Here is a 22,627-nt window from a genome sequence, read left to right as displayed (position 1 = left end):
ACTGTTAATGACGATTCAGAGGAGAGATCATGAGATGACGAACATCAATGAGTTTATTGCCGGTTGGAAAAGCCATCGTAACGTTCTGCACGACATGCTGACCGATGTAACAACGGAACAACTGTCCTACAAGCCGTGGGAGAAAGGGATGTCGCTTGCCGGGCTTGTCCTGCATATTACGGGTGCGATGGATATGTTCGCGAAGACCGTGCAAAACGGCGTTTACACGCCAGGCGCCAAGCCGGCTGCGCCTGCAACGATTGAAGAACTGAAAAGCGCCGTGGCAACGGCAACGGAACAGACGGAAGCCGTTCTCCGTTCCCTTACGCCGGAACAGCTTGCAGCGCCAATCGATTTCTTCGGCAACTCGCTTCCGGGCGTTGTTTTGCTGCAAAATGCCAAAGACCACGAGATTCATCACAAAGGCCAGCTGTTTGTCTATTTACGCCTGGTTGGCATCGAGAAGCTGCCGTTTTTCGTAAGCAAGGGCTAACGCTGTAAAAGTATAGCACTGGACGGTATAAAGCGCCGGATGGTATGATGCTTGAGGGTGAAAACAATATGAATAATGATATTACGAATGCGAATAATAACGAAACTAACGATAATACCGAGGTCTGGGACGCGCTCATGAAGACGATCTTCCAGAAGGGACTCGCGACTCTAAAGCCGTACTTCCCTCATGTGGAAGGTCTTGTCGTGAACGATGAGAAATTTGGGCAGATCTTTATTTACCGCGTGACGAACGACTTCAAGAAAACGTATGACTGCGGCTTTTTCCTGCGCGAGCTGGCGGAACAGTTCCAGGATGGCGGCCGTGAAGCAGGGGAATGGATGGCTTCCTTCTTCTACGAGCTGATGAAGACGAACAAAGGCGGCAAAGAGCTGCCTCCTCCTCCGGACAGCGAACAGAAGGAAGAACAATTCATCGATGATGTTTTGTTCCCGCATTGCCTTAGCGCGGTCAGCGAGGAATTCGCGCCGCTTACGATTACGGGCAACAGAGGGCTTGATGAGAACCATACGCCTGTGCTTGAGCTTGGCTTCAAGGATGTTCCGGAAGAGAAATGCGTTTTCCCGATTCATTATCTGTACAAAATGATGCAATTGAACCGCGACCCTTCGGATACGATTCTTGTCCAATTGGCCAAGCTTCGTCAGAAATACGGCGTAGAGTAAAGAGGAATGATGAACCGTCCCTTTGGGGGGCGGTTTTTCTTTTGGACTAGACTGATGATTTGTCGGAATGATATGATGATTACGGGTGAAGCGAATAATGAATAATGAGACGACAAACGAAGAGATCCAAGGCAATTCAGAGGAAGAAGCGAAGCAATTCGCTGAGCTTGTCAAGGCGGTCCAGCACAACGGCTTTGTCGCTTTGAGACAGCATTTCGAAGATGTTCAAGGACAAGTATTGAACCAAGAGCTTTATGGTCCCGTGTTTGTTTACAAAGTGAAGGATGAATCCGGCAGCGATTACGTTTGCGGCTTTTTCCTTCGTGAGTTAATCGCGAATTTCCAAGCGGGCAACGAAGAGGCGACAGAATGGATGGCTTCGTTCTTCTACGAATTGATGAAGACCGAAGGAGGTAAGCCGCTTCCGCAGCCTCCTGCAAGCGAAGATGATGCCAAAGCTTTAATCGATAAAGTTCTCATCCCGCATTGCATCAAGTCTGTTGAAGACGAATTCCCCGAGGAGAAGGTTCATGCAGGCCTTGCCTGGAACGAAGAGCTGAAAGGACCTGTATTCGAAACGGGTTTCCCGGCGATTTCCGACGGCAATAATGTTTGCGCTTTCTCCCTGCATCTCTTGTATACGCATCTTTTGATCAACCGCGATCCTGCGGAATTGCTGCTTCGGGGACTGTACAAGATCCGCGAAGAGCATGGCATGGATTAGAAAAACAGCTCCTTTACAGGAGCTGTTTTTTTGTTGCGCATCTTTTGTGATATACTGTTTATTAAGTACACAATTATGGCTTGAACGGTATGGAGGATAATGGGATGGAGCATGGTGACGAGGAAGACGTATTAAAATCCTTGCCGCGGGGAGTTGCATTGGCATGGGGGCTGGTGAAGGAATCGCAGAGAGGGCCCAAGCGCGAGCTTTCTATCGACCAGATTGTGGCTGCAGCGGTTGAGCTGGCGGATAAGGAAGGACTTCAGGCTGTCTCGATGAGCCGGGTTGCGTCATCGCTCGGTTTTACGGCGATGTCGCTGTACCGTTACGTGCAAAGCAAAGATGATTTGCTGCTGCTTATGCAGGAATCGGTCTGTAAGCTTCCGGATAGGCTGGACGAAGACGCGGATTGGCGTGAGGGCATGCGGCAGTATGTACGGGATTGCATTCAAGTATTTCTGAAGCATCCCTGGTATGCGGATATCCCGGTATCGGGCGTGCCCCTAACGCCTAATAATCTGTTGTTTGTGGATTTGGCCCTGCGGCCGATGCGGAAGCTTCCGCTTAATGACTTTGAGAAAATGTCTACCGTTCTGTTGTTAAGCAATTACGCGCGCTCCACCGGTCTGATTCAAAGGGACATGGTCCGGGCGATTGAAGGCGGGGCAAGTCCGGGTTCTTTCAGCGGACTCGATTATACGAAGGCGCTTAAGGTACTCGTAAAGAAGGAGCATTATCCGGACCTGCAGCCGCTTATCGCATCAGGCGTATACACGGAGGAAAATCCGGCGGATAATCCGATCGGCAATGATTTCGATTTTGGCCTGGAGCGCATTCTGGACGGTATTGAGCATTATCTTGCTTCCAAAGGTTAGATGCGAAAAAGCCAGCCATCTGATGAAAATTCATCGGATGGCTGGCTTTTTCTGTTTCAGGAAATCCAATTAACGGCGTCCGGCTTTTTTGCGGAAGGAGAAGATGCTCCAGACGAACGCAAGGGTCAGGATAAAAAGGCACCAGCCAACGGCCCACCAAGCGCTATTATCCAGCGGCGTACCCGTCAGCAATCCCCGGATCGTCTCGATGACCGGCGTTATCGGCTGATGATTGGCTACGCCTTGCAGCCAAGAGGGCATCGTATCCGTTGGCACAAAGGCGCTGGACAGATAAGGGAGGAACAGAAGCGCAAAGCCGTATCCGCTTGCTGCCGCCGGACTTCCCGCTACCAGGCCGATTGCTGCAAATAACCAGGTGAAGGTCAATATAAACAGGGTAATAACGCCTATCGCCAGCACCCACTCGATAAAGCTGGCGTTTGGCCGGAAGCCTACAAGCAAGGCGACTCCAATAACAACGGCCGTTGCGAATAAATTGCGGGCGAGGCTGGCGGCGACATGACCGGTTACAACGCTGAGGCTCTTGATCGGCATCGTCCGGAACCGGTCGATAATGCCGTTGGTCATATCGTTGGACACGTCAACCGCCGTGCTTGAAGAGCCGAACCCCGCGCAGAGCAAAATAATGCCTGGAACCACGTAATTCACATAATCCCCGCCGGAATCGATAGCTCCGCCAAAGACGTAAGTAAACAGGAGCATCAGCATAACAGGGAGCATTATCGCCATCATCAGAGCCTCCGTATTACGCAGGCTGTGACGGAGACTGCGGCCGATGAAGACAAGGTTGGTTGTCAGCATCGATGCCGGTTTTGCAGGTTTAGTTGAAGCGATCATACTTACAGCACCTCTTTCCCGTTAGTTGTTAAGGCAACAAAAACATCGTCCAAGCTAGGCCGGCGGATATTGACTCGCGTCCCGGGCGGAACCGAATGAACAAGTTCATTCAGCGTCCGGCTAATATCCTGAATGCTTCCGGTTGTAGGTACCGTATGAATAACCTCGTCATGGCCGTTTAATAATTCGATGACTTCTCCACCGACACGCGCTTTTAATTGCTCGGCGCTGCCGGTCGCCACGATCCGGCCGCCATTAATGACGGCGATCTGATCGGCCAGCTGATCGGCCTCCTCCAAATATTGCGTAGTCAGAAAGATCGTTCTGCCTTGACTCGCCAGTTCGCTAATGATATCCCACAATGCCCGCCGGCTGACGGTATCCAGACCTGTAGTTGGTTCATCCAGAAAAATAACGGGGCGGTCGACCACAAGGCTGATGGCAAGGTCAAGCCTCCGGCGCATGCCTCCCGAATAGGTTTTTACCCGTTTCTTTGCGGCGTCAACAAGATCAAATGCTTTTAGCAGCTCTTCCGTACGCGTTCTGGACTGTGACGAAGAAAGCCCGGACAGCCTGCCGATCATGCGCAAATTTTCTTCGGCGGACAAGACTTCATCCACTGCGGCGAACTGGCCGGTGAGGCTTATATGCTGCTTGACCAGCTCCTGCTCGGTCTGCACATTATAACCTCCAACGAGAACCTTTCCGCCATCCGGTGCAATTAAAGTAGACAAAATATGAATGAGAGTGGTTTTGCCGGCTCCGTTAGGACCAAGCAGGGCAAAGACGGATCCGGCCGGTACGGACAGTTCAAGTCCGCTTAATACGGATTGTTTCCCGAAGCTTTTGCGGAGACCCGATACTTCAATCGCCATTGATTTCACAAAGCGCCTCATTTCTGTGTACGTTGTACACTGATTATTATGTAAACAGTATATGATATAAACATTAAAAGATGCAATGGTTTTTTAAAAAAAGAACGGGCGCAAACTTTGCTGTTTCAATTAACCTCTAGAGGTGTAATAGATAATACGAGATCGGATACGGTTTCGAATACGAGAACGGAATAAAGGAGAGATAACTATGCCAAAGGAAAACACAGGTAGCGGTCTGCTGGTAGGTACAATTGTAGGGACAGCGGTTGGTGCTGTCGGGGCGCTTCTGCTAGCGCCGAAAACAGGTGTGCAGCTGAGGGAGGATATCTCGAATAAGTTCCAGGCACTCAGCCAGCGTACTCAGGAACTTGCTTCCACGGCGAAGGACAAAACAAAGGATGTTCTGTCCAGCGTAAGGGAAGAGGCGTCGGATTTGACGGATAGGGCGAAGAAATCCAACGAGCATGTCATGGATGCCTTCAGCTCCGCCAAGGACGATATGAAAGACAAGATGAGGTCCACAACGAATTAAGAAGCGGATCGAAGGGAGAGGTTGTCCATCGGACAACCTCTCTTTTTTTGCGCTTGGATTGGCAAAAGAAAACCGCCCGTCTCCTGACGAGACGGGCGGTTCGTTCAGCCTCCTTCGCTTTGCGGCGGATGTAGAAGCTGTCTTAATTTATCAAGCGCGCGCTTCTGGAAGCGGGATACGCTCATTTGGGATACGCCAAGCTGATCCGCGATTTCCCTCTGGGATTGGCCATGCTGATAGACGAGAACGAGCACTTTGCGTTCCTCATCCTTGAGCTGCGCCATGGCATCGCTAAGGGCGATCTGGTTATCGACATGGCTGTAATTATCGCTGTTGTCGCTTATGACATCGCCAATTGTCGCACTGTCCCCTTCGCTGGAGAGCGGGGTGTCAAGCGAGACATACTGATAGGATTCGCGGGAAGACAGGACTTCGATCGTTTCCTCCACCGATAATCCCAAATAAGCGGCAATCTCGTCCATCTTGGGGGAGCGCTCGAGCTTTGTCGTCAGCTCATCGATGGCTTTTTGGACGAGCAGGCCTTTTTCCTTCATATTTCGAGGAACTTGTATGTACCAGGACTTGTCGCGCAAATAATTTTTCAGCTGGCCAATGACGCTTTTCATGGCGTAGCCCTCGAATGGAACGCCCTTGTCGCTATCATACTGCTTGAACAGCCGCAGCATGGACATTTGGCCGACCTGATACAAATCCTCGTAGAGATCGGGGCGGTTTCTCGAAATTTTTGACACGGCCATCCGGACCAATGATTCAAAATGCTGCAACAATGCCGTTGCGGCATCGTTGCAGCTCATTTCCTTGTATCTTTGAAGCAGATCATTAATTTGCTGCTGATTCAGGCAGGATGATTGTGATTTCATGCCATCTCCTCTTTCCTACCAAGTCGCTTGGTTAGAATCACCTCGGTGCCTAATTCCGAGCGGACCTCAACCTGGTCCATTAAAGCCTGCATCAGAAAAAGACCAAGGCCTCCCACATTCGCGTCGATTAACGGCTTTTCGTGCAGGGAAGCATGCGCAATAACGGTCGGCTCGTAATGAAAGCTGCTCCCCGAATCCTTGACCCGGATTTGGAAGGAGTCTTCCTCTGCTTCAAAGATGACCTCAATAATCCCGAATTCCCCTCCGTTGTAGGCATGCAGGACAACGTTGCTGCATGCCTCCGTAACGGCTACCTTCATGTCTTCTATTTCTTCGTAAGAAAAGCCTTCCTTAGCGGCCAGTCCCGACAGGGTCAGCCGCACGATATCAATATATTCGGCTTTCGCCGGTATAGTTAAGCTAGTCCATGGTTTCATCATTGTTCCCGTTCCTCTCCGCTTATCCTATTATAGCTTAATGTTGTTTGAGTTTTCTCCAAATTCGTAAGGAGGAAATAATGCCGTCTGTTATTGCGCCTGTAATCCTTCCATTGCTTGGCCGGGGTGTTCCGCTATCGTAGACTTCCCGCTGAGCTTTATTTTTGACAGTGGCAACAAGGCCTGCGGCCGTTTCCTTCATGACGCCTGTAAAGCTGTGCAGGGTCTGGCCGATGTCATGCACGGTTGCGAATACGACATCTAGCGAGCGGAGCTTCGTGCGGACATCAAGGGTCATCTCCGTGGTGTTATGAATCATTTCCTTCACGTCCCCGCTGATCTCGGAGACGTCGGTTCGAAGCTCGCCGACCGTATTGCGTACTTCGTTCAAGGTTGAGGTCAACGCTTTGATGGTCTGGATAAGGAAAAACATCAGGATGACGAAAGCAACCGTAATGACGGCAATAATGATCTGAATGAAAATATCCATTACAATCACATCCTCTTTTTTTCTTTTTAAATACCCTAGAAATATGTAAATGAAACAGCCGTGTGATTGTAAATATAATGGTATAATTAATTTAAGAGATTAAGAGAGAAGGAGATTTCTATGCTGCGAGCATTCAAATTTAATATTAGAACCAAGATTGCAATCGGGTATTTCCTTATTCTTATTTGTTTAGGGGCTTCGATTGTAACGGTGACGGACCGCATAGAGGCACTGCAAAACGAAGTTGAAACGATAACTACCCGGGATGTCGAGGTTCACAACCTGATTGCTTCCATTCAATACGATGCGGTCAGCATGGAGACAGCCCAGCGCGGATATATCATTACGGGCGATGAAAGCTACCTGGATCCCTACGATAAAGGAAAGTCGCAGTGGGAGTCCAATTATAACAGCCTGTATGCTTACATCGCGGACAATTCAAGCACGCAGAAGCAGCTGGAGGAAATCAAGCTGACCATCCAGGAATGGATCAGCAAAGCGGCAGAGCCGACAATCGCGATGAAAAGGGAAGGAAGAGAGGCGGATATTATCGCCTTCTTCCAAAATGACGTCGGCAAGCAGCGGATGGACAGCCTCCGTTCCAAATTCGATGCGATCGGCAATCAAGAGGTTCAGGCAACAAAGCTGCACATTATGGATCTGGAGAACAAAAACCGGATTCTTACCGTAGGCATCTACCTGCTGCTGCTGGCTGCAACCATTATATCGTTTATGATCGTGTCGTTTGTGTCCGGTTCGATTGTCAAAACGATTAAGCAGGTCGTGGAGACGATTAAGGAAATCGCTTCTTCCGGCGGCAATCTGGCAACCCGGATTAAAGTTAATTCGAAAGACGAGATCAAGGATCTTGGGGATGCAACCAACGAGCTGCTTGCAAGCCTTGAGGCGAAAAGCTGGATTCAAACCAAGGTTGCAGAGGTCGCAACGATGACGCAGGGGATTAACGACCTGCAGGTGCTTGCCCGGACGTTTCTGACGAAGGTCGCACCGATGGTTAACGCGTCTTTCGGCGTGTTTTACATCCGGAAAGGAGCAGGCGATCAGCAGCGTCTGGAGAAGCTGGCCTCATACGCCAGCTCCGGGGAGGATGCGGGCAAGTCCGAAATCCGATTTGGAGAAGGGCTGGCAGGACAATGCGCAATTGAAAAACGCATTTTCCTTATAAATCAGACGAAGGACCATGCTCCTCTTATTTCAACCGGACTGTTTCAGATGGAGCCGCGAAGTATACTAATCGTTCCCGTTGAGTATGAAGACAGGCTGGAAGCCGTTATCGAATTCGCTTCGCTTGAGTCATTCACCACCCAGCACCTGAAGCTGATGGAAGAGGTTGAGAAAGACTTCGGCATAGCGGTTAACAATGTAGCCGGACGTATGGAGGTCGAGCGTCTGCTAAGCGAATCTCAGGTGTTAACCGAGGAATTGCAGATGCAGCAGGAAGAAATGCGGATGACAACCGAACATCTGGAAGAGCAATATCTGGTGGCCGAGCAGAAGACGAAAGAGCTCGAGAAAGCAAAGGAAGAATTGGAGGATTACTCCGAGCAGCTGGAGAAAAGCTCGCAGTACAAGTCCAATTTCCTTGCGAACATGTCGCATGAGCTTCGCACGCCGCTCAATAGCATTCTCATTTTATCGCAGCTGCTGTCAGAGAATGAGAACCATACTTTAAGCGAAGACGAAGAAGGTTACGCTAAAGTTATCCATACTTCGGGAACGGATTTGCTCAAGCTCATCGACGATATTCTGGATCTGTCGAAGATTGAAGCGGGGAAAGTTATTTTGACCGTGGACGAAGTGAATCTCACCGAAATTCCGGAGCTTATGAAGCTGACCTTTAACCCAATAGCGGAAAAAAGAGGAGTTGGCTTTGCGATCGACATGGCCGAGAACCTTCCTGCCGTATGGTACACGGATGGCCAGCGCCTGCAGCAGATTTTGAAAAATCTGCTGTCCAACGCCTTCAAGTTTACGGAGAAGGGCTCCGTTCGATTAGGATTTGATCATACGGATGACGGTATGCTGGCGATTTCCGTGACGGACACGGGTATCGGTATTCCTAAGGACAAGCAGAAGCTGATCTTTGAAGCCTTCCAGCAGGTGGACGGCAAGACAAACCGGATTTATGGCGGAACGGGACTTGGGTTGTCCATCTGCAACGAGTTTGTGAAGCTGCTGGGCGGGTCCATCAAGCTCGACAGTACGCTTGGGGAAGGCAGCTGCTTTACCGTCTATCTGCCTCTGCTTAGTCAAGAAATGGTTGATATCATTCAGATGGCTCAAATGGAAGCATCGGCGGCCATTGAGATTACGGGAACGGAGCAGCCAGAACAGACGCAGTCCTCTGGAGAGGAAGCAGCGGAGGAGCATGTCGCCGGCTGCGTGTTTGCAGGGAAGAAGGTGCTGCTGGTTGAAGACGACGCGCGCAATGTGTTTGCGCTCGTTAACGCGCTGGAGAACAAGAAGATGCAAGTGACGGTTGCGGGCAACGGCAGGGCGTGCATGGATCTTTTGAAAGATAATAAAGACTTTGATCTTGTTCTGATGGACATTATGATGCCGCTTATGGATGGGTACGAGACGATGAGGGAGATGCGCAAGCAGCCGGAGCTGCAGGCCATGCCGATTATCGCCCTGACGGCTAAAGCGATGAAATCCGACCGTGATAAATGTCTCGAAGCGGGTGCTTCGGATTACATCAGTAAACCATTGCAGATGGATCAATTGTATTCGCTTATGCAGGTATGGCTGACGAAGCAGGTGGGGGGCTAAATGGACAATCAGCAGCACTTTGATTTACCGGATCACACGCTCGATGAACTGCCGGCCAACGAATGGGAAGACATTGAGATCGAACTGTTGATTGAAGGGCTGTTCCGTGCATACGGTTATGATTTCCGTCATTACTTAAGATCCTCCCTCAGGCGGCGGATCCGGAACCGGATGTATATGGACGGCGTGCAGACCGTTACCGGAATGCTGGAAAAGGTTTTGCATGAGCCGGACTATGTCCACAAGCTGACCAATGATTTCTCCATCAAAGTAACGGAGATGTTCCGTGATCCAAGCTTTTTCCGGGCATTCCGCGAACGGGCGGTTCCGCTGCTGGACAAGCTGCCGGAAATCCGGATTTGGCATGCGGGCTGTTCAACTGGCGAAGAAGTATATTCCATGGCCATTCTGCTGCAGGAGCAAGGGCTGCTCGAGAAGGCCAGAATTTATGCGACCGATATGAGCGAGCGCGCCATTGAGCAGGCGAAGGAAGGAAAGTTTCCGCTTAAGCGGATGCAGACGTTTACTAAAAACTATTTGCAGGCCGGCGGAACAAAGGAATTCTCCGCTTATTACACGGTTGAAAGGGATTATGCGATATTTGACCCTTCCTTGGCGCAGCATGTGATGTTCGCCCAGCATAACCTGGCAACGGACAGTACGTTTAATGAATTTCATGTAATCCTATGCCGCAATGTGATGATTTACTTTAATCCCGAGCTGCAGGACCGCGTACACCGGCTGTTCCATGAGAGCTTAACCAAGGCGGGCATATTGGGACTTGGCAGCATGGAATACCTGATCGCTCCTTGGAAGCAGCATTACGAGGAGCTTGCAGACGGCGAGCGGCTGTTTGTGAAAAAGGATTAGACTTATACGGCTCCGGCTGTTGGATGATGATAGATCCGGCAGCCGGAGTTTTGTTGTTTATAGGTTATTCTTCTAAAAAAGCTGAATAAGGAGTATTCCTCTCTTCCGTCTTAATCGGGCAATAGTCCTTAGTAAAAACAATGTATGGAGGTAAATACAAAGACCGGCGAACATTCGCCGGTCTTTGTTATTCACTGACGTATTTGGTTAGAATCACTTCGGTGCTGCTGTCAGTTGACTGCACGGATACTTCATCCATGAGAGCCTCCATCAAATAAATGCCGAGGCCTCCGACCGGCAGCTCGCTGATTTCGATCCCTTGCAGGGGAGGGCTGCCAGTTCCAGTTCCAATTTCGGTTTCGGAATGCTCGAATGGAGGGCCCTCATTTTTGACAGTAATCGTGATCCCTGCTTCCGAGGGCTGAAAGGTAACGTCAATCAGGCTGCCGCCTTCCTTCTCGGAGCCTCCATGCAGCACGGCATTCGTGCAAGCCTCCGATACCGCGACCTTCATATCTTCGATGTCTTCGTAGGAGAAATTCAGCTTGGACGCAATACCGTAAAGGCACACTCTAACGATATCGATATAATCGGCATGGGAAGGGATTTGTAATCTAATCATGATTATCCCTGTGTCCCTTCCGATAAATAACCGGATATGCCCGTCAAATCAAACAAACGTTGAATGGACGGGGGAATATCTTTGACCGAGAATGGCGCATTAATGCCGTCACGGTATTTGAGCACGGATACGATAATGCCGATGCCCGTGCTGTCGATGTATTTCAAATCGCGAAGATTAAGCACGAGACCGCGGTCCGTCCGCTCCATCAGCGGCTCCAACGCGGCTCTAAGCTGTGTAACGACCGATAGGTCGAGCTCTCCGCCAAGCGATAAAATATAGCTGTCGTTTGTTTCCTTTTGCTCAATCTGGAATTGCTGAGACTTCATTTCATCCACTCCGATCCTTATATTAAGATAGTCCTCCGTTAGACGGAGGAGATATGGTAATAAGCGATAGATTCAAGAGTTCCGGTATCGTAGTTGATAAACAGCTTCAGGACATTCTCCCGGCGTTCGTATACAATACCGTCCTCTGCCTTATAATCAGGTTCGCCGAGCGCGTCGATTAACGCTTCGATCGAGACAGGGATTTCTTCGTCATCGATCCAGATGGTGCTTGCGCTGCCGCTTACCTTGATTTCATCCATGATGCCGTCACGGAATACGATGTCCATATTGGGATATTCGTAAGTTTCCATCTCCGTTAACCATTCATCTTGGTTGATTTGGTTCGGTTCGCCGAGCATGCGTTCGACGGTTATTTTATCATCGTAAAGAGAAAGCCCGTTGACGGATTGCAGCCGGAAGTCGGATACCGTATAGTCCGCATGCGAGACGGTCGCCCATTCGGAAGCTGCTCCCGTGGTCGTTGCCTGCGGCTCTTGCACGGGATGGGGAAGAGACATGTAAGCAAGCGGCACGACGCCGATAATTCCTCCTGCAAGGTAACATGCTATAAATGCATTCTTCATAAGTTATCCCTCCAGCCGTTGTCATTTGCTTTACTATCAAATACCCGGGCAGTGGGCAGTTGAAACAGGCTGGAGTAAAAAATTATTTCGTATACAAGGTTACAAGACAAATATCGTCCTTCTGCACGGTGCCGCTATCCTGCGGGATCATGGCGGCTACAAGCCCCGATGGATCTAATTGATCATTATTTCCCATCCAATCGATTAACGTTTCGTTGGAGGGCTCCTCACCGGTTAACGCTGCAATACCGTCGGTTAATCCGTCCGTATACAAGACGATTCTTGCATCCCGCTCATATTGAAAACTGCCTTTGCTTACCTTCAGCTTATTAAATAAACCGATAGCGCTGCAGCAAGGCTCAAGCAAGGCGGGCTTGCCGTCCAGGAAGGCGATTCCCGGGGGATGGCCTGCATTAACGTATTCAATCGTTTTGTTCTCCGCGTCAAGCACCAAATAAATGGCGGTAAAATAGTAGTTCATCAGTTCATCCTTGATATGCAGCTGATTCATGTAACGGTTAAGCTCATGCATCACCTGTTCCATATCGTTTATGCGCGTTATCGTATCCCGAAGCACGGACGAAATGTACATGCAGACAAGGGAAGAGGAGATGCCGTGGCCCATCATATCCAGAAGGATTACACCGTATCGGTTCTTGTCGATCCGATACCAATTATAGAAATCCCCAGCCAACTCCGAAGAAGGCTGGTAGACGGCGTTAATCCGCATATTCTCATCGTCAATCTCCGTGCTGAGTACGCTGAGCTGCACCTGCTTGGCCAGCTCCAGATTATATCTCATATTTTTGTCGCGTTCTTTGTGTCGGTCGATTTCCTGCTTCAGCCGCATCGCCGAGCGGATGCGGGCAAGCAGTTCCATGCGGTTGATCGGCTTCATGACGTAATCGCAGGCTCCGGCATCGAGTGCTTCGGCCATTTTGTTCGAATCGCCAACCGCGGTTACGAATATGATGGGGATGTCTTTGTAACGGCAGTCCCGCAATACCGTGCGGCATGCTTCGATTCCGTCGATGTCCGGCATCATCATATCCATCAGAATGAGCTCGACATCCAGGTCTGCTGAGGTAGTGGAGCCTCCTGTGCCAAGCATATCGTAAAGCTCATGGGCTGACGAGGCCGTTAATAGATTCCGATAACCGGCCTTATTCAGGATGGTCTGTATGATAAGCTGGTTGGTCGCGTTATCGTCAACAATGATAATACTCATCCGGGAGCACTCCTTTCTTTGTTTCTATTCTTCTAACACTATACCATAGATCAAAGACCTACCCGTAGGAGTAGGCCTTTGATTTTGGATTGCTCGGTTATAAACGGTATTCCGGATAGTAGTAGACGGAGGAGTCGTAATCGTCATCCTTATACTCTTTGCCGCCCCAAGCGATAACCAGAATTTTATCCCTGTCCATCTCTTTTTCCAGATGCTCCGCGTATTGCTTCGAGATCCCAAGCGATCTCATCTTGGCGCGAAGCTCATTGCCGGTGGAGCGGAAAATGTTGGCGATAGCCGTTCCGACGCCCTCCGCCGCTACGGTGATTTGCTCGGCGTTGGTATTTTTGGCAATGCGTTCCGTACGGTCCTTATCGTGAGTCAGTACAAAGATATTCTCTCTCGCATAGCCGTCACGTTCGAAGCGGTGAACCTGCTCCTGTACCTCCAGCATGTTGTTGACCGTGTGTACTCTTGTCGTCATGGTTTGAGTTGTCATTGTAATTCCTCCTCGATTTTAATGAAATTGGTGGTGTTACGATGCTTGCGGGTTATGCTCGTCTTCGTCCCAGTATCAGAGAAGCGATAAAGAGGACGATAAAGACCACGAATAGAATTTTCGCAATACCCGCAAGTGCGGAAGCGATGCCCAGAAATCCGAACAGGCCAGCGACGACTGCGAAGATAAAGAAGAGTAGAGCCCATCCTAACATATGAATCACCTTTCTTTCGATTGGATACTTGCTTGTTTTGTCTGTCTTGCTTGTCTTGCTTGATAGGTATTTAACCATGATAGCGGAAGGTGAAACATCTTCTTCTTCAAAAAGTCGGTCAAGTATTTTACTTCATTAATAGTCAAATAAAAAACAGCCTGCTAGGGATTATCCCTGCGGGCTGTTTGACATGCCAGGCGGTTAAATTCGGTTAAGATGCTCGTTCAAGAGACCCGGAAAATCGGTAATAATGCCCGTTACGCCAATGGAAATCAGCTTGTCCCATTCGGCGGGATGATTGGCAGTGTAAGGATAGATCTGAAGTCCGGCCGCGAGGGCGTCCTCGGTATCCTGGGCTCCGATATGGCCATGATGGGGATGAAGAGACCAAACCTCCGTCTCCAGCAGCGCCGCGTACGTAGCATGATGAATGAGGTCGGCGGCATAGAGCAGTCCGATACGGAGCTCCGGCTCTGCCTGCTTCAGCCTTAGAAGCAGCTTATGGTCGAACGAAGAGACAACGGTGCGCTCCAGGCGACCTTCGCCGCGGAGATAATCCAGCAGTACCTGGTCGAGAAGGGATCCTGCGGAATCCTTGACTTCGACATTGATTTCGATGTGTTCGGGCAGCAAATCGTATACTTCCTCCAGGAACGGAACTTTCTCGCCGGCAAAAGAAGGCGAGAACCAGCTTCCCGCATCCGCCTTGCGGATGACTTCCGAATGCAGCAAGCGGATCGCTCCGGAGCCGTCCGTTGTCCGGTCCAGCGTATCGTCATGGCAGACAATAAGCTTGCCGTCCTCCGACAAGTGAATATCCAGCTCTACCATATGGCTGCCTTGCTCGGCCGCAAGCCTGAAGCTTGCTAGCGTATTCTCGGGTGCTTCTCCGGCTGCGCCTCTATGTCCAATGACAATGGGGCTGCTTGCATGAATATTTGGCTCGATTTCCCTCGACATTCTTAAGATCCCTCCCAGTCTGGCTCCAACGACATCCAATGGATTACCCTATCGCTTGCCTTCATTATAGGTTGGGACGGTTAACCTGTCCCTCATTGATTATAAATCTAAAAAAAATCTTTAGAAAGACAGGTTTATTTTCAAGTAAGCGTTATCACATTTCCTAATCTTAATAAAACGCTGACATAGGAGTTACAAATGGCGGTTATTCTTGGACTTGCCAAGCCATATCAGGTTCAGCAATTTCTTGAAAGGGCGGTTGTAGCCACACATGAATTCGTCACTCTATTCAGACAAATCCAAGCCGGTCTTGTCTCCGGCATCCGCGGCAGCGCCTGGCAGCCGGATCAACGCGGGCATGCTGAGAAGAATGCGGGAGCATCTCCTCGGGTACCTGTTTTTGGCGCCAAGCGTGGCTATATTCATCCTGTTCTTCTTCTATCCGATGGCTCGTTCCGTTTATCTGAGTTTTCAACTTACCGACCCCCGCGGCAGGGTGGCTGCCTATGCCGGATGGGACAATTATTCGCGCATGATGGAATCATCCGCCTTCTGGAACAGCCTCTGGATCACGGTGAAATTCACGCTAATGACAGTGCCTGCCGGTCTTATCCTCGGCTTGCTATGCGCCAGCCTTGTTCACTCCGCAGGCAAAGGGAGCAAGCTGTTCCGCTTTATTTTCTCGCTTCCGCTGGCGCTCTCCGTCGGAACGGCATCCATTCTGTGGATGATTCTGTACCACCCGTCGCTAGGCATGCTCAACTATTTGCTTGGGCAGATCGGCTTCGGACAAGTCCAATGGCTGACCGATCCGGGTGCGGCGCTTGATTCCGTCTCTCTTATGACGGTATGGATGAACTCCGGATTTCCGTTCGTCCTGCTTCTGGCAGCTATTCAGGGGCTGGATAACGATATCATGGACAGCTCGCGAATCGACGGCGCATCCATGTGGAGAACGTTTTTCTCGATCAAGCTTCCGCTGCTGTCGCCAACTCTTTTCTTCCTAGCGGTTGTCTCGATCATGAGCGCCTTCCAATCATTCGGACAAATCAATATTTTGACCAGGGGAGGACCGGCGGGTTCAACCGATGTGCTGGTGTACTCCATCTACCGTGAAGCCTTTATCAACTATCAGTTCGGCACCGGCAGCGCGCTGGCGATCGTCCTGTTTATTCTGATGCTTCTGCTGACGACCGTACAATTTCTAGTCCTCGGAAAGAAGGTGCATTACCAGTGAAGGCTTTCGGTCATCCGCGCAGTCCATACCGCTTATTCAGCCTTTACGGCCTGCTCGTCCTGCTGTCGCTGTTAGTGCTGGCACCGCTGCTTTACTTGCTTGCCCAAATCTTCATGACGCCCGACGAAGCAAGCCAATTTCCGCCCAAGATTCTTCCTTCCGGTCTTTATGTGGGGGAGCTGAAGAACGCCATCGATACCGTGCCGATATTCGGCTTTATTCTCAACAGCTTTGTTCTGGCGGTCTCGATTATGGTTCTTCAGGTGCTGACGGCGGCGCTGGCCGCTTACGCATTTGTGTATATCCGGTTCGCCGGCAGCCGGTTCTGGTTCGCTTTATTTATCAGCACCATGATGATTCCATGGGAAGTTACGATTATTCCCAATTATTTGACCGTCAAAAGCTGGGGATGGCTCGATTCGTTTCAAGGGCTTATCGTACCGTTTGCCGCTTCGGCGTTTGGCGTGTTCCTGCTTCGCCAGTTCTTCATGCAGCTGCCGCGCGAGCTTTTTGAAGCGGCGCGTATCGACGGCTGCGGGCATTTCCGCCATTTTTTGTCCATCGTGCTTCCCTTATCCGGCCCGGCTGCCGCATCGCTTGCGGTGTATGTATTCCTGAACGGATGGAATCAATACTTGTGGCCGCTGCTCGTTACAAGCAGCGACGCCATGCGAACGGTACAGATCGGGATTGCGATGCTCCAGTTCGAGGAGCTGACAAGCTGGAATCTGGTGCTGTGCGGAGTAGCGCTTGTGTTGGTTCCGTCGTTTGTCCTGCTGGCACTCGGCCTGAAGCCGCTTGTGCGGGGAATTACGGCCGGCGCGGTGAAGGGTTGATCTTACGGGGTACTTGTCCTATCGGACTTGCCATATAGAAAACATTATTACAAGGGAGAGAAAAGAAACCATGGTTAAACGCAATTGGAAAATGGTATTGCCTGTGGCGGCTATGCTCGTGTTGCCTTTATCAGCCTGCGCATCGAATCCGAATAACGGAGGTAACGAACCGTCGCCTACCGTCTCGGCTTCCAATACGGAGACCAGCGCCAATGCGGGCGCAGCATCCACCGAACCGGCCAAAGAGCCTGTCAAAGTAGTCTGGTGGCATTCCATGAGCGGCGAGCTCGGCACAGCCGTGGACAAGCTGGTCAGCGATTTCAACGCTTCGCATCCCGATATTAAGGTAGAAGGCGTCTTCCAGGGTACCTACGACGAGAGCTTGAACAAGCTGAAGGCTTCCATGGATTCGAAGTCCGGTCCTTCCTTAATCCAGGTGTACGAGATCGGTTCGAAATTCATGATCGATTCCGGCGCCGTTACGCCGGTGCAGCAGTTCATCGACGAAGAGAAGTACGACTTGTCATCGCTGGAGCCGAATATTGCTAAATACTATACGTTTGACGGCAAGCAGTACTCCATGCCCTTCAACACCTCCAATCCGATTCTTTACTACAACAAGGACCTGTTCGAAAAAGCCGGTCTTGATCCAAACAAGCCGCCTGCGACATACGAAGAAGTAGCAGCCGACGCTAAAAAATTGACCGGGAACGGCGTGACGGGAGCATCCTTCGCCATCTACGGCTGGTTTATGGAGCAGCTTCTGGCTAATCAAGGCAAGGACCTTATCAATAACGGGAACGGCCGCGAGAGCGCCGCTACGGAATCGCTCGTAAATCAGGAAGCAGCCGTAAATACGCTCACTTGGTGGAAAGGCATGGTCGACAATAAATCGGTTCTGAATCTTGGACGCAAAACGGATGACACGAAAAAAGCGTTCCTGGCCGGCCAAATCGCCATGACGCTGGACTCGACGGCTTCGCTGCGCGGCATTGTTGACGGCGCGGCGGGCAAGTTCGAAGTAGGCACGGCTTTCCTGCCTAAGCCTGACGCTTCCTCCGAAGGCGGCGTTGTCATCGGCGGCGCGAGCAACTGGATTCTGAACAACAAGCCGGCGGAAGAGCAGAAGGCCGCTTGGGAATTCATGAAATACCTGGCTGAGCCGGCCGTGCAAGCGGAATGGCATATCAATACCGGTTACTTCCCGATTACGACAAAAGCTTACGACGAGCAGATTGTAAAGGATAACCTGGCGAAATACCCACAGTTCCAGACCGCTGTTGACCAGCTTCATGCCTCCAAGCCAAGCACGGCAAGCCAAGGCGCCGTAATGGGCGTGTTCCCTGACGCTCGTCAGACGGTGGAAGGCGCGATTGAAGAAGTGTTCACGGGCAAGAAGGACGTTAAGGCTGCGCTTGACGGCGCAGCAAAACAAATTACGGAGAAAATCGATATCTACAATAAAACGGTATCGAAGTAATGCAGCGAAGAACAGCTCTGGAGCTAAGCGCTCCAGGGCTGTTTTTTGTTTTCAGCAAATAAATTCAGAATTGTCTGATAATAATGTTTCAACCCATCGATAGCTGGTTAAGTAATGACATGATAGCATTTCAAATCGAAAAGGATGTGGGATCGATGGATAAGCATAAGGTAAATGTCAATGGCATCGATATGGTATACGAAGAATGTGGACAGGAAAACGAAAAAGCGATTATTCTGCTTCACGGTTTTTGCGGATCGTCCCATTATTGGCATAATGTTTGTCCGCTGCTGACCGATCACTACCGTGTAATTATGCCGCAGCTGAGGGGCCATGGCGAGACATCGGCACCAGACAATGTGTATACGATGGAAGTGATGGCCGATGATATAAATGCATTGATCGAAAAGCTTGGAATCGAGAAAACCGTTGTATTCGGCCATTCTCTAGGCGGCTATGTAACGCTCGCCATTGCGGATAAATACCCTGACAAGCTGGCAGGTTTCGGACTGATTCATTCCACCGCCCTGCCGGACACGGAAGAAGTGAAGAGGAAAAGGTACCAGGATATCTCCTTCATCCAGAAGGAAGGGATCGAGCCTTACGTACACGAGCTGATTCCGAAGCTGTTCAAGGAATCCAAGAGGCAAGATATGCCTGATGAGGTGGAAAAGGTTAAAGAGGCCGGACTCAACATGTCTGCAAAGGGAGCTATTCATACGCTTGAAGGCATGATGATGAGGCCGGACCGAAGCGCGATGCTGCATGAAGCCAAGTATCCGATTCTGCTTGTCGCCGGCGCGGAGGATGAGGTTGTATCCCCGGACGATACCTTCTCCGTCAATGAAAAAGAGACGCAGAAGACAACCTACGAATATCCGCATATTCAGGAAAATACGTTCGAAGGCGTTGCGCATATGAGTCTGGTCGAAGCTCCCGAGCAGCTGGCCAGGGTTATCGCCAACTATCTTAGAACGCTGAGCGAGAAGGAGCCCGTGAGGGCGTTGTAAAAACGAATAGGAATGTTCAAAACCGTGCAGGCTTAGCGCCTGCACGGTTTTGAATGTTTTTCAGTAAACCTGCTCGAAAAACAATGAGTTGTGGGTTAGAATAAGTGGGCAAGATCATTATCGACAAAGGAAGTGCATAGTCAGATGGCAAAGCTCACACCGTATTTTTACTCCGAGGACGCGAAAACGCAAGCCGGATTTTACGTGCAGGCTCTTGGCGGTAAAATCATTGATCAAATGACGTATGGGCAAGCTCCGGGTACGGACGAATCGATGAAGGACAAAATCATACATATGGTTTTTCAAGCCGCAGGTGTTACCTTCTACATTGCCGATACGATGCACGAGCCTCCGGGACGCAGTACGAGCTTTGATCTGAATCTCGATTTCAAGACGGACGAGGAAGCTCAGCATGCCTTCGCCAACCTGTCGGAAGGCGGACGGGTGATCATGCCTCTGGAGAAGCAGTTCTGGGGTACGCTGTTTGGCCGGGTAGAAGACAAATTCGGCATCAAATGGCAGATCAGCACGGAGCCGAAGCCACAAGGCTAATGATGGGAATCCCGACTATCCGCAGCTCCAGCTTGGGAGGAACGCTCGGATAGTCTTTTTACGATAGAGGTTTTCTCATAAGGAGAGGGAAACAAAGCGATGGCAAACGAATGTCCGATCTGCAAGGGGAACAATCAATGCGGCAATCTGCAAGGACTGCCGGCCGGGGAATGCTGGTGCAGCAAAGAGGTTTTTCCGCAAAAGGTGTTTGAACAGATTCCGTCTGAATTAATGGGAAAAGCCTGCGTATGCCAAGCTTGTCTGGAAAGGCTGAAGCGGGAATCGAAGGAAGAGTCCGGGGAGAGGCGATCATGAATCAGATAAATCCATTAGAAGTAGAGGATTTGCTGCGAACGTTTACTGGGGAAGAGATTTACGTCCATAGCGAAGCAACATCCTACGTTTTTGTGCGGAACTTCAAGATGAAGCTTACGCAGGCTTTTACAGCCGGGGAGGGGCCGTTCCGGATCGCTTTGCGATTCGATGAAATTGGCTGGCTGCGAATGGAAGCGCTCACGCATTACGAGCTTGATGCGGAAGGACGCTTGCTGCTGGCCGGCTACGATGATAGAGGTCGAATGAATGTTGCGCTGCACCTCGGAAAGGAGCCGTTTGCGGAATGAGTACAGAACCAAGAAAGCTGCTCGCCGTATTTGCCCATCCGGATGACGAGTCTTTTATTTGCGGCGGTACGTTAGCGAAGTATGCCGACAGCGGCGTGGAGATTACGCTTGTCAGCGCAACAAGAGGCGAGATGGGCAGGCGAATGGGCAATCCGCCGTATTTGAACCGCGAGACGATGGCCGCGGCCCGCGAGCAGGAGCTTCGGGAAGCGTGCGAATGCCTCGGAGTCAAGCATCTGCATTTCTTCGATATTCGCGATAAAACGGTGGAGTTCGCGGATCCGGATCAATTGGCGGACCGCATAGCCGGATTCATACGGGAAGTTAATCCCGATGCCATTCTTACTTTTCATGAGAAATGGGGCGGGCATCCGGATCATTGCGCAATTGGCAAAGCTACGATTGAAGCGCTTGCCCGCACGGGACTTGCGATAGCCTTGTATTTCATTTCGTTCGGGGATTCGCTGGCCTATCCCGAGGCTTATGGTTATACGCAGGAGGAGATAGCCCGGATTGACGTAAGCCGCTATAAAAAAGCGAAGCTTGCGGCTTTCCGCGCGCACCGCTGCCAGACGGAAATCGATGAATGGGTATGGCTGCCTGACCGTCAGGCCATGAGCCGTTTCGGGGATCATGAATATTTCATCAAAGGAAACAAAGAGGCGCTCAAACTCGGCAAAGCCGATTTGTTCTAGCGCCTCTTGGGGAATCTTATTCAAATTCGCTTAAAGCAGTCACAGCCAGATTTTGAATGACGACATTGTCCATCGGCGGATTATGCAGTCCGGCCCGGACATCACGGTAATAACGCTCGAGCGGCTGCTGACGGGATAAGCTGGTGCCGCCGACGATCCGCATGGCCAGATCAACAATCTTGATGGCATTATTGGTTGCCAAGTATTTCGCGAGACCCAGGTCAGCTTTCAAAGCTGGCCTGTTTTCCGTTTCCCGGTCCCAGCGTTCCGCGATCGAATAGAGCAGCGTATGGGCGGTGCGAAGCTCAAGCTCCATCTGGCCAATCGTATGCTGGACGGAAGGAATAGACGAGATCGGCTTATCCATCTGGCCGGGCTTATAGGAGTTAGCGAACGACAGGGCATAATCTCTCGCAGCTAGCGCGATGCCAAGATAGCAGGCCGGAATATGCAGCAGCCAGCCGCCTCCGTCATCCGTCCCTTTCCCGGTAAGCCGGTGATCGGCGGGAACAAAGACCTGATCCAGCACAACATCGTGGCTTCCGGTCGCGCGCATGCCAAGCGTATCCCATGTTTCGATAATGGAGACTTGTTCGTCCCGGCTTACCATGAAATCGCTAACTCCGTCCTCGTCCGGAATATAAGCGGTTACGACAAACCGGTCGAGGATGGGGGACAACGTACTAAAGGTTTTGCGCCCGGATATAAGCCATCCTCCCGGGACGGCGGTTGCGGTTGTTTCGGGCCTGCCGCCCCGGCTGGGACTGCCGGAGGCCGCTTCGCTGGCGAAGGTGTTGATCATCGCTCCGTCTTTGACAACGGCCGCGCATAGGTCTGCGAAGACAGGCTCCTGCCATTTTCGTGAAGTGCGCAGATGCAGCATTTGTCCCATATGCCAGCCAACCGCAAGCGCTGTAGAACCGTCGCCGTATGCCAGCCTTTCCTGCAGCATGACCATCTCATAGAGAGAAATTTCTTCTCCGCCGTAAACTTTGGGAACCGTAAGCTTCAAATATCCCGCCTCACGCAAGTCCGCGAAATTATCAAACGGAAACGAACCTTCACGGTCGTGCCGGGCTGCTCTTTCCGCGAAAGCAGCCGCCAATTTATCTACTTGCCATACCCGGGCTTGTTCCTCTTCATTCCGGATATATTGATCTACCCAACGAGTCATCTATTTTCGCTCCTCTTATAATGAATATTTCACAAATAAGGGCTGTGCTGCAGGCTGTATGCCTTACCTT

At 50.7% G+C, this 22,627-nt stretch carries 28 protein-coding genes; 15 read left to right on the top strand and 13 right to left on the bottom strand.

Features of this window, described 5'->3' with window-relative positions:
• Positions 1-34 precede the first annotated feature (34 nt).
• The 4 genes from PGL01S_RS18125 to PGL01S_RS18110 all read left to right on the top strand — a co-directional run bounded on the left by PGL01S_RS18125 (position 35) and on the right by PGL01S_RS18110 (position 2,778).
• Positions 35-493 (top strand): DinB family protein, encoded by a 459-nt coding sequence (locus PGL01S_RS18125; RefSeq protein ID WP_127495990.1) that lies wholly within the window; start codon positions 35-37, stop codon positions 491-493.
• Between the two features lie 68 nt (positions 494-561).
• Positions 562-1,179, top strand: a complete 618-nt coding sequence (locus PGL01S_RS18120) for a hypothetical protein (protein ID WP_127495989.1) — start codon at positions 562-564, stop codon at positions 1,177-1,179.
• Positions 1,180-1,276: 97 nt separating this feature from the next.
• A complete protein-coding gene (locus PGL01S_RS18115) occupies positions 1,277-1,903 on the top strand; it encodes a hypothetical protein (RefSeq protein ID WP_127495988.1) in 627 nt (208 codons plus the stop codon).
• Positions 1,904-2,007: 104 nt separating this feature from the next.
• A complete protein-coding gene (locus PGL01S_RS18110) occupies positions 2,008-2,778 on the top strand; it encodes a TetR/AcrR family transcriptional regulator (RefSeq protein ID WP_127495987.1) in 771 nt (256 codons plus the stop codon).
• Between the two features lie 69 nt (positions 2,779-2,847).
• Here PGL01S_RS18110 and PGL01S_RS18105 read toward each other — a convergent pair whose 3' ends face one another.
• Entirely contained in the window at positions 2,848-3,636 is a 789-nt protein-coding gene (locus tag PGL01S_RS18105; RefSeq protein WP_127495986.1) for an ABC transporter permease, read from the bottom strand.
• Between the two features lie 2 nt (positions 3,637-3,638).
• On the bottom strand, positions 3,639-4,520 hold the full coding sequence (locus tag PGL01S_RS18100) for an ATP-binding cassette domain-containing protein (protein WP_127495985.1): 882 nt from the start codon (positions 4,518-4,520) through the stop codon (positions 3,639-3,641).
• Positions 4,521-4,719: 199 nt separating this feature from the next.
• Here PGL01S_RS18100 and PGL01S_RS18095 point away from each other — a divergent pair, with 199 nt between their 5' ends.
• Entirely contained in the window at positions 4,720-5,043 is a 324-nt protein-coding gene (locus tag PGL01S_RS18095; RefSeq protein WP_127495984.1) for a YtxH domain-containing protein, read from the top strand.
• A gap of 104 nt (positions 5,044-5,147) precedes the next feature.
• Here PGL01S_RS18095 and PGL01S_RS18090 read toward each other — a convergent pair whose 3' ends face one another.
• Genes PGL01S_RS18090 through PGL01S_RS18080 form a run of 3 tightly spaced genes read right to left on the bottom strand, consistent with a single transcriptional unit; the run spans position 5,148 to position 6,851 of the window.
• Positions 5,148-5,924: a sigma-70 family RNA polymerase sigma factor gene (locus PGL01S_RS18090; protein ID WP_127495983.1), complete on the bottom strand. Its 777-nt coding sequence runs from the start codon at positions 5,922-5,924 to the stop codon at positions 5,148-5,150.
• Complete coding sequence (rsbW, locus tag PGL01S_RS18085; RefSeq protein ID WP_127496037.1) at positions 5,921-6,361, bottom strand: anti-sigma B factor RsbW; 441 nt, start codon at positions 6,359-6,361, stop codon at positions 5,921-5,923. The genes PGL01S_RS18090 and rsbW overlap by 4 nt, the downstream gene beginning before the upstream one ends.
• 37 nt (positions 6,362-6,398) lie before the next feature.
• Complete coding sequence (locus tag PGL01S_RS18080; protein WP_127495982.1) at positions 6,399-6,851, bottom strand: DUF948 domain-containing protein; 453 nt, start codon at positions 6,849-6,851, stop codon at positions 6,399-6,401.
• 120 nt (positions 6,852-6,971) lie between these two features.
• On the opposite strand from PGL01S_RS18080, the gene PGL01S_RS18075 reads away from it, so the two are divergent.
• Together PGL01S_RS18075 and PGL01S_RS18070 are read left to right on the top strand one after the other, a co-directional pair.
• On the top strand, positions 6,972-9,644 hold the full coding sequence (locus PGL01S_RS18075; RefSeq protein ID WP_127495981.1) for a CHASE3 domain-containing protein: 2,673 nt from the start codon (positions 6,972-6,974) through the stop codon (positions 9,642-9,644).
• Positions 9,645-10,514, top strand: a complete 870-nt coding sequence (locus PGL01S_RS18070; protein ID WP_127495980.1) for a CheR family methyltransferase — start codon at positions 9,645-9,647, stop codon at positions 10,512-10,514. It begins immediately after the preceding gene.
• A gap of 187 nt (positions 10,515-10,701) precedes the next feature.
• Here PGL01S_RS18070 and PGL01S_RS18065 read toward each other — a convergent pair whose 3' ends face one another.
• The 7 genes from PGL01S_RS18065 to PGL01S_RS18035 form a co-directional block, all read right to left on the bottom strand.
• The gene (locus PGL01S_RS18065) at positions 10,702-11,136 is read right to left on the bottom strand and encodes an ATP-binding protein (RefSeq protein ID WP_127495979.1); all 435 of its coding nucleotides are present in this window, start codon (positions 11,134-11,136) and stop codon (positions 10,702-10,704) included.
• Between the two features lie 2 nt (positions 11,137-11,138).
• On the bottom strand, positions 11,139-11,465 hold the full coding sequence (locus PGL01S_RS18060; RefSeq protein WP_127495978.1) for an STAS domain-containing protein: 327 nt from the start codon (positions 11,463-11,465) through the stop codon (positions 11,139-11,141).
• Between the two features lie 38 nt (positions 11,466-11,503).
• A complete protein-coding gene (locus PGL01S_RS18055) occupies positions 11,504-12,049 on the bottom strand; it encodes a hypothetical protein (RefSeq protein WP_127495977.1) in 546 nt (181 codons plus the stop codon).
• Positions 12,050-12,131: 82 nt separating this feature from the next.
• The gene (locus tag PGL01S_RS18050) at positions 12,132-13,277 is read right to left on the bottom strand and encodes a fused response regulator/phosphatase (RefSeq protein WP_127495976.1); all 1,146 of its coding nucleotides are present in this window, start codon (positions 13,275-13,277) and stop codon (positions 12,132-12,134) included.
• A gap of 97 nt (positions 13,278-13,374) precedes the next feature.
• Positions 13,375-13,776: a YflT domain-containing protein gene (locus tag PGL01S_RS18045; protein WP_127495975.1), complete on the bottom strand. Its 402-nt coding sequence runs from the start codon at positions 13,774-13,776 to the stop codon at positions 13,375-13,377.
• Between the two features lie 52 nt (positions 13,777-13,828).
• Positions 13,829-13,990 (bottom strand): DUF1328 domain-containing protein, encoded by a 162-nt coding sequence (locus tag PGL01S_RS18040; RefSeq protein WP_127495974.1) that lies wholly within the window; start codon positions 13,988-13,990, stop codon positions 13,829-13,831.
• A gap of 201 nt (positions 13,991-14,191) precedes the next feature.
• Complete coding sequence (locus PGL01S_RS18035) at positions 14,192-14,950, bottom strand: glycerophosphodiester phosphodiesterase (protein WP_127495973.1); 759 nt, start codon at positions 14,948-14,950, stop codon at positions 14,192-14,194.
• Between the two features lie 271 nt (positions 14,951-15,221).
• Between PGL01S_RS18035 and PGL01S_RS18030 the strand changes: the two genes are divergently transcribed.
• The 8 genes from PGL01S_RS18030 to PGL01S_RS17995 all read left to right on the top strand — a co-directional run bounded on the left by PGL01S_RS18030 (position 15,222) and on the right by PGL01S_RS17995 (position 21,383).
• Positions 15,222-16,187, top strand: coding sequence for a carbohydrate ABC transporter permease (locus tag PGL01S_RS18030; protein ID WP_127495972.1), 966 nt, complete (start codon positions 15,222-15,224; stop codon positions 16,185-16,187).
• Positions 16,184-17,023 carry a carbohydrate ABC transporter permease gene (locus tag PGL01S_RS18025; RefSeq protein WP_127495971.1) on the top strand — a complete coding sequence of 280 codons (840 nt, stop codon included), beginning with the start codon at positions 16,184-16,186 and terminating at the stop codon, positions 17,021-17,023. The genes PGL01S_RS18030 and PGL01S_RS18025 overlap by 4 nt, the downstream gene beginning before the upstream one ends.
• Positions 17,024-17,093: 70 nt before the next feature.
• Positions 17,094-18,503 carry an ABC transporter substrate-binding protein gene (locus PGL01S_RS18020; RefSeq protein WP_127495970.1) on the top strand — a complete coding sequence of 470 codons (1,410 nt, stop codon included), beginning with the start codon at positions 17,094-17,096 and terminating at the stop codon, positions 18,501-18,503.
• Between the two features lie 155 nt (positions 18,504-18,658).
• A complete protein-coding gene (locus PGL01S_RS18015) occupies positions 18,659-19,513 on the top strand; it encodes an alpha/beta fold hydrolase (RefSeq protein ID WP_127495969.1) in 855 nt (284 codons plus the stop codon).
• Between the two features lie 144 nt (positions 19,514-19,657).
• Positions 19,658-20,065, top strand: coding sequence for a VOC family protein (locus PGL01S_RS18010; RefSeq protein WP_127495968.1), 408 nt, complete (start codon positions 19,658-19,660; stop codon positions 20,063-20,065).
• A 99-nt stretch (positions 20,066-20,164) separates the two neighbouring features.
• Positions 20,165-20,380, top strand: coding sequence for a cysteine-rich CWC family protein (locus PGL01S_RS18005; protein WP_127495967.1), 216 nt, complete (start codon positions 20,165-20,167; stop codon positions 20,378-20,380).
• The gene (locus PGL01S_RS18000; protein ID WP_127495966.1) at positions 20,377-20,688 is read left to right on the top strand and encodes a DUF1806 family protein; all 312 of its coding nucleotides are present in this window, start codon (positions 20,377-20,379) and stop codon (positions 20,686-20,688) included. Before PGL01S_RS18005 ends, PGL01S_RS18000 begins: the two co-directional genes overlap by 4 nt.
• Positions 20,685-21,383, top strand: coding sequence for a PIG-L family deacetylase (locus PGL01S_RS17995; RefSeq protein ID WP_127495965.1), 699 nt, complete (start codon positions 20,685-20,687; stop codon positions 21,381-21,383). The genes PGL01S_RS18000 and PGL01S_RS17995 overlap by 4 nt, the downstream gene beginning before the upstream one ends.
• Before the next feature lie 16 nt (positions 21,384-21,399).
• Here the strand turns inward: PGL01S_RS17995 and PGL01S_RS17990 are convergent, their stop codons facing one another.
• Entirely contained in the window at positions 21,400-22,557 is a 1,158-nt protein-coding gene (locus tag PGL01S_RS17990; protein WP_127495964.1) for an acyl-CoA dehydrogenase family protein, read from the bottom strand.
• Between the last annotated feature and the right edge of the window lie 70 nt (positions 22,558-22,627).

Source organism: Paenibacillus glycanilyticus NBRC 16618 (assembly GCF_004000805.1).
Taxonomy (GTDB): Bacteria; Bacillota; Bacilli; order Paenibacillales; family Paenibacillaceae; genus Pristimantibacillus; species Pristimantibacillus glycanilyticus.
The sequence above is the reverse complement of the archived record's forward strand: the minus strand, read 5'-3'. Positions and strand labels throughout refer to the sequence as shown.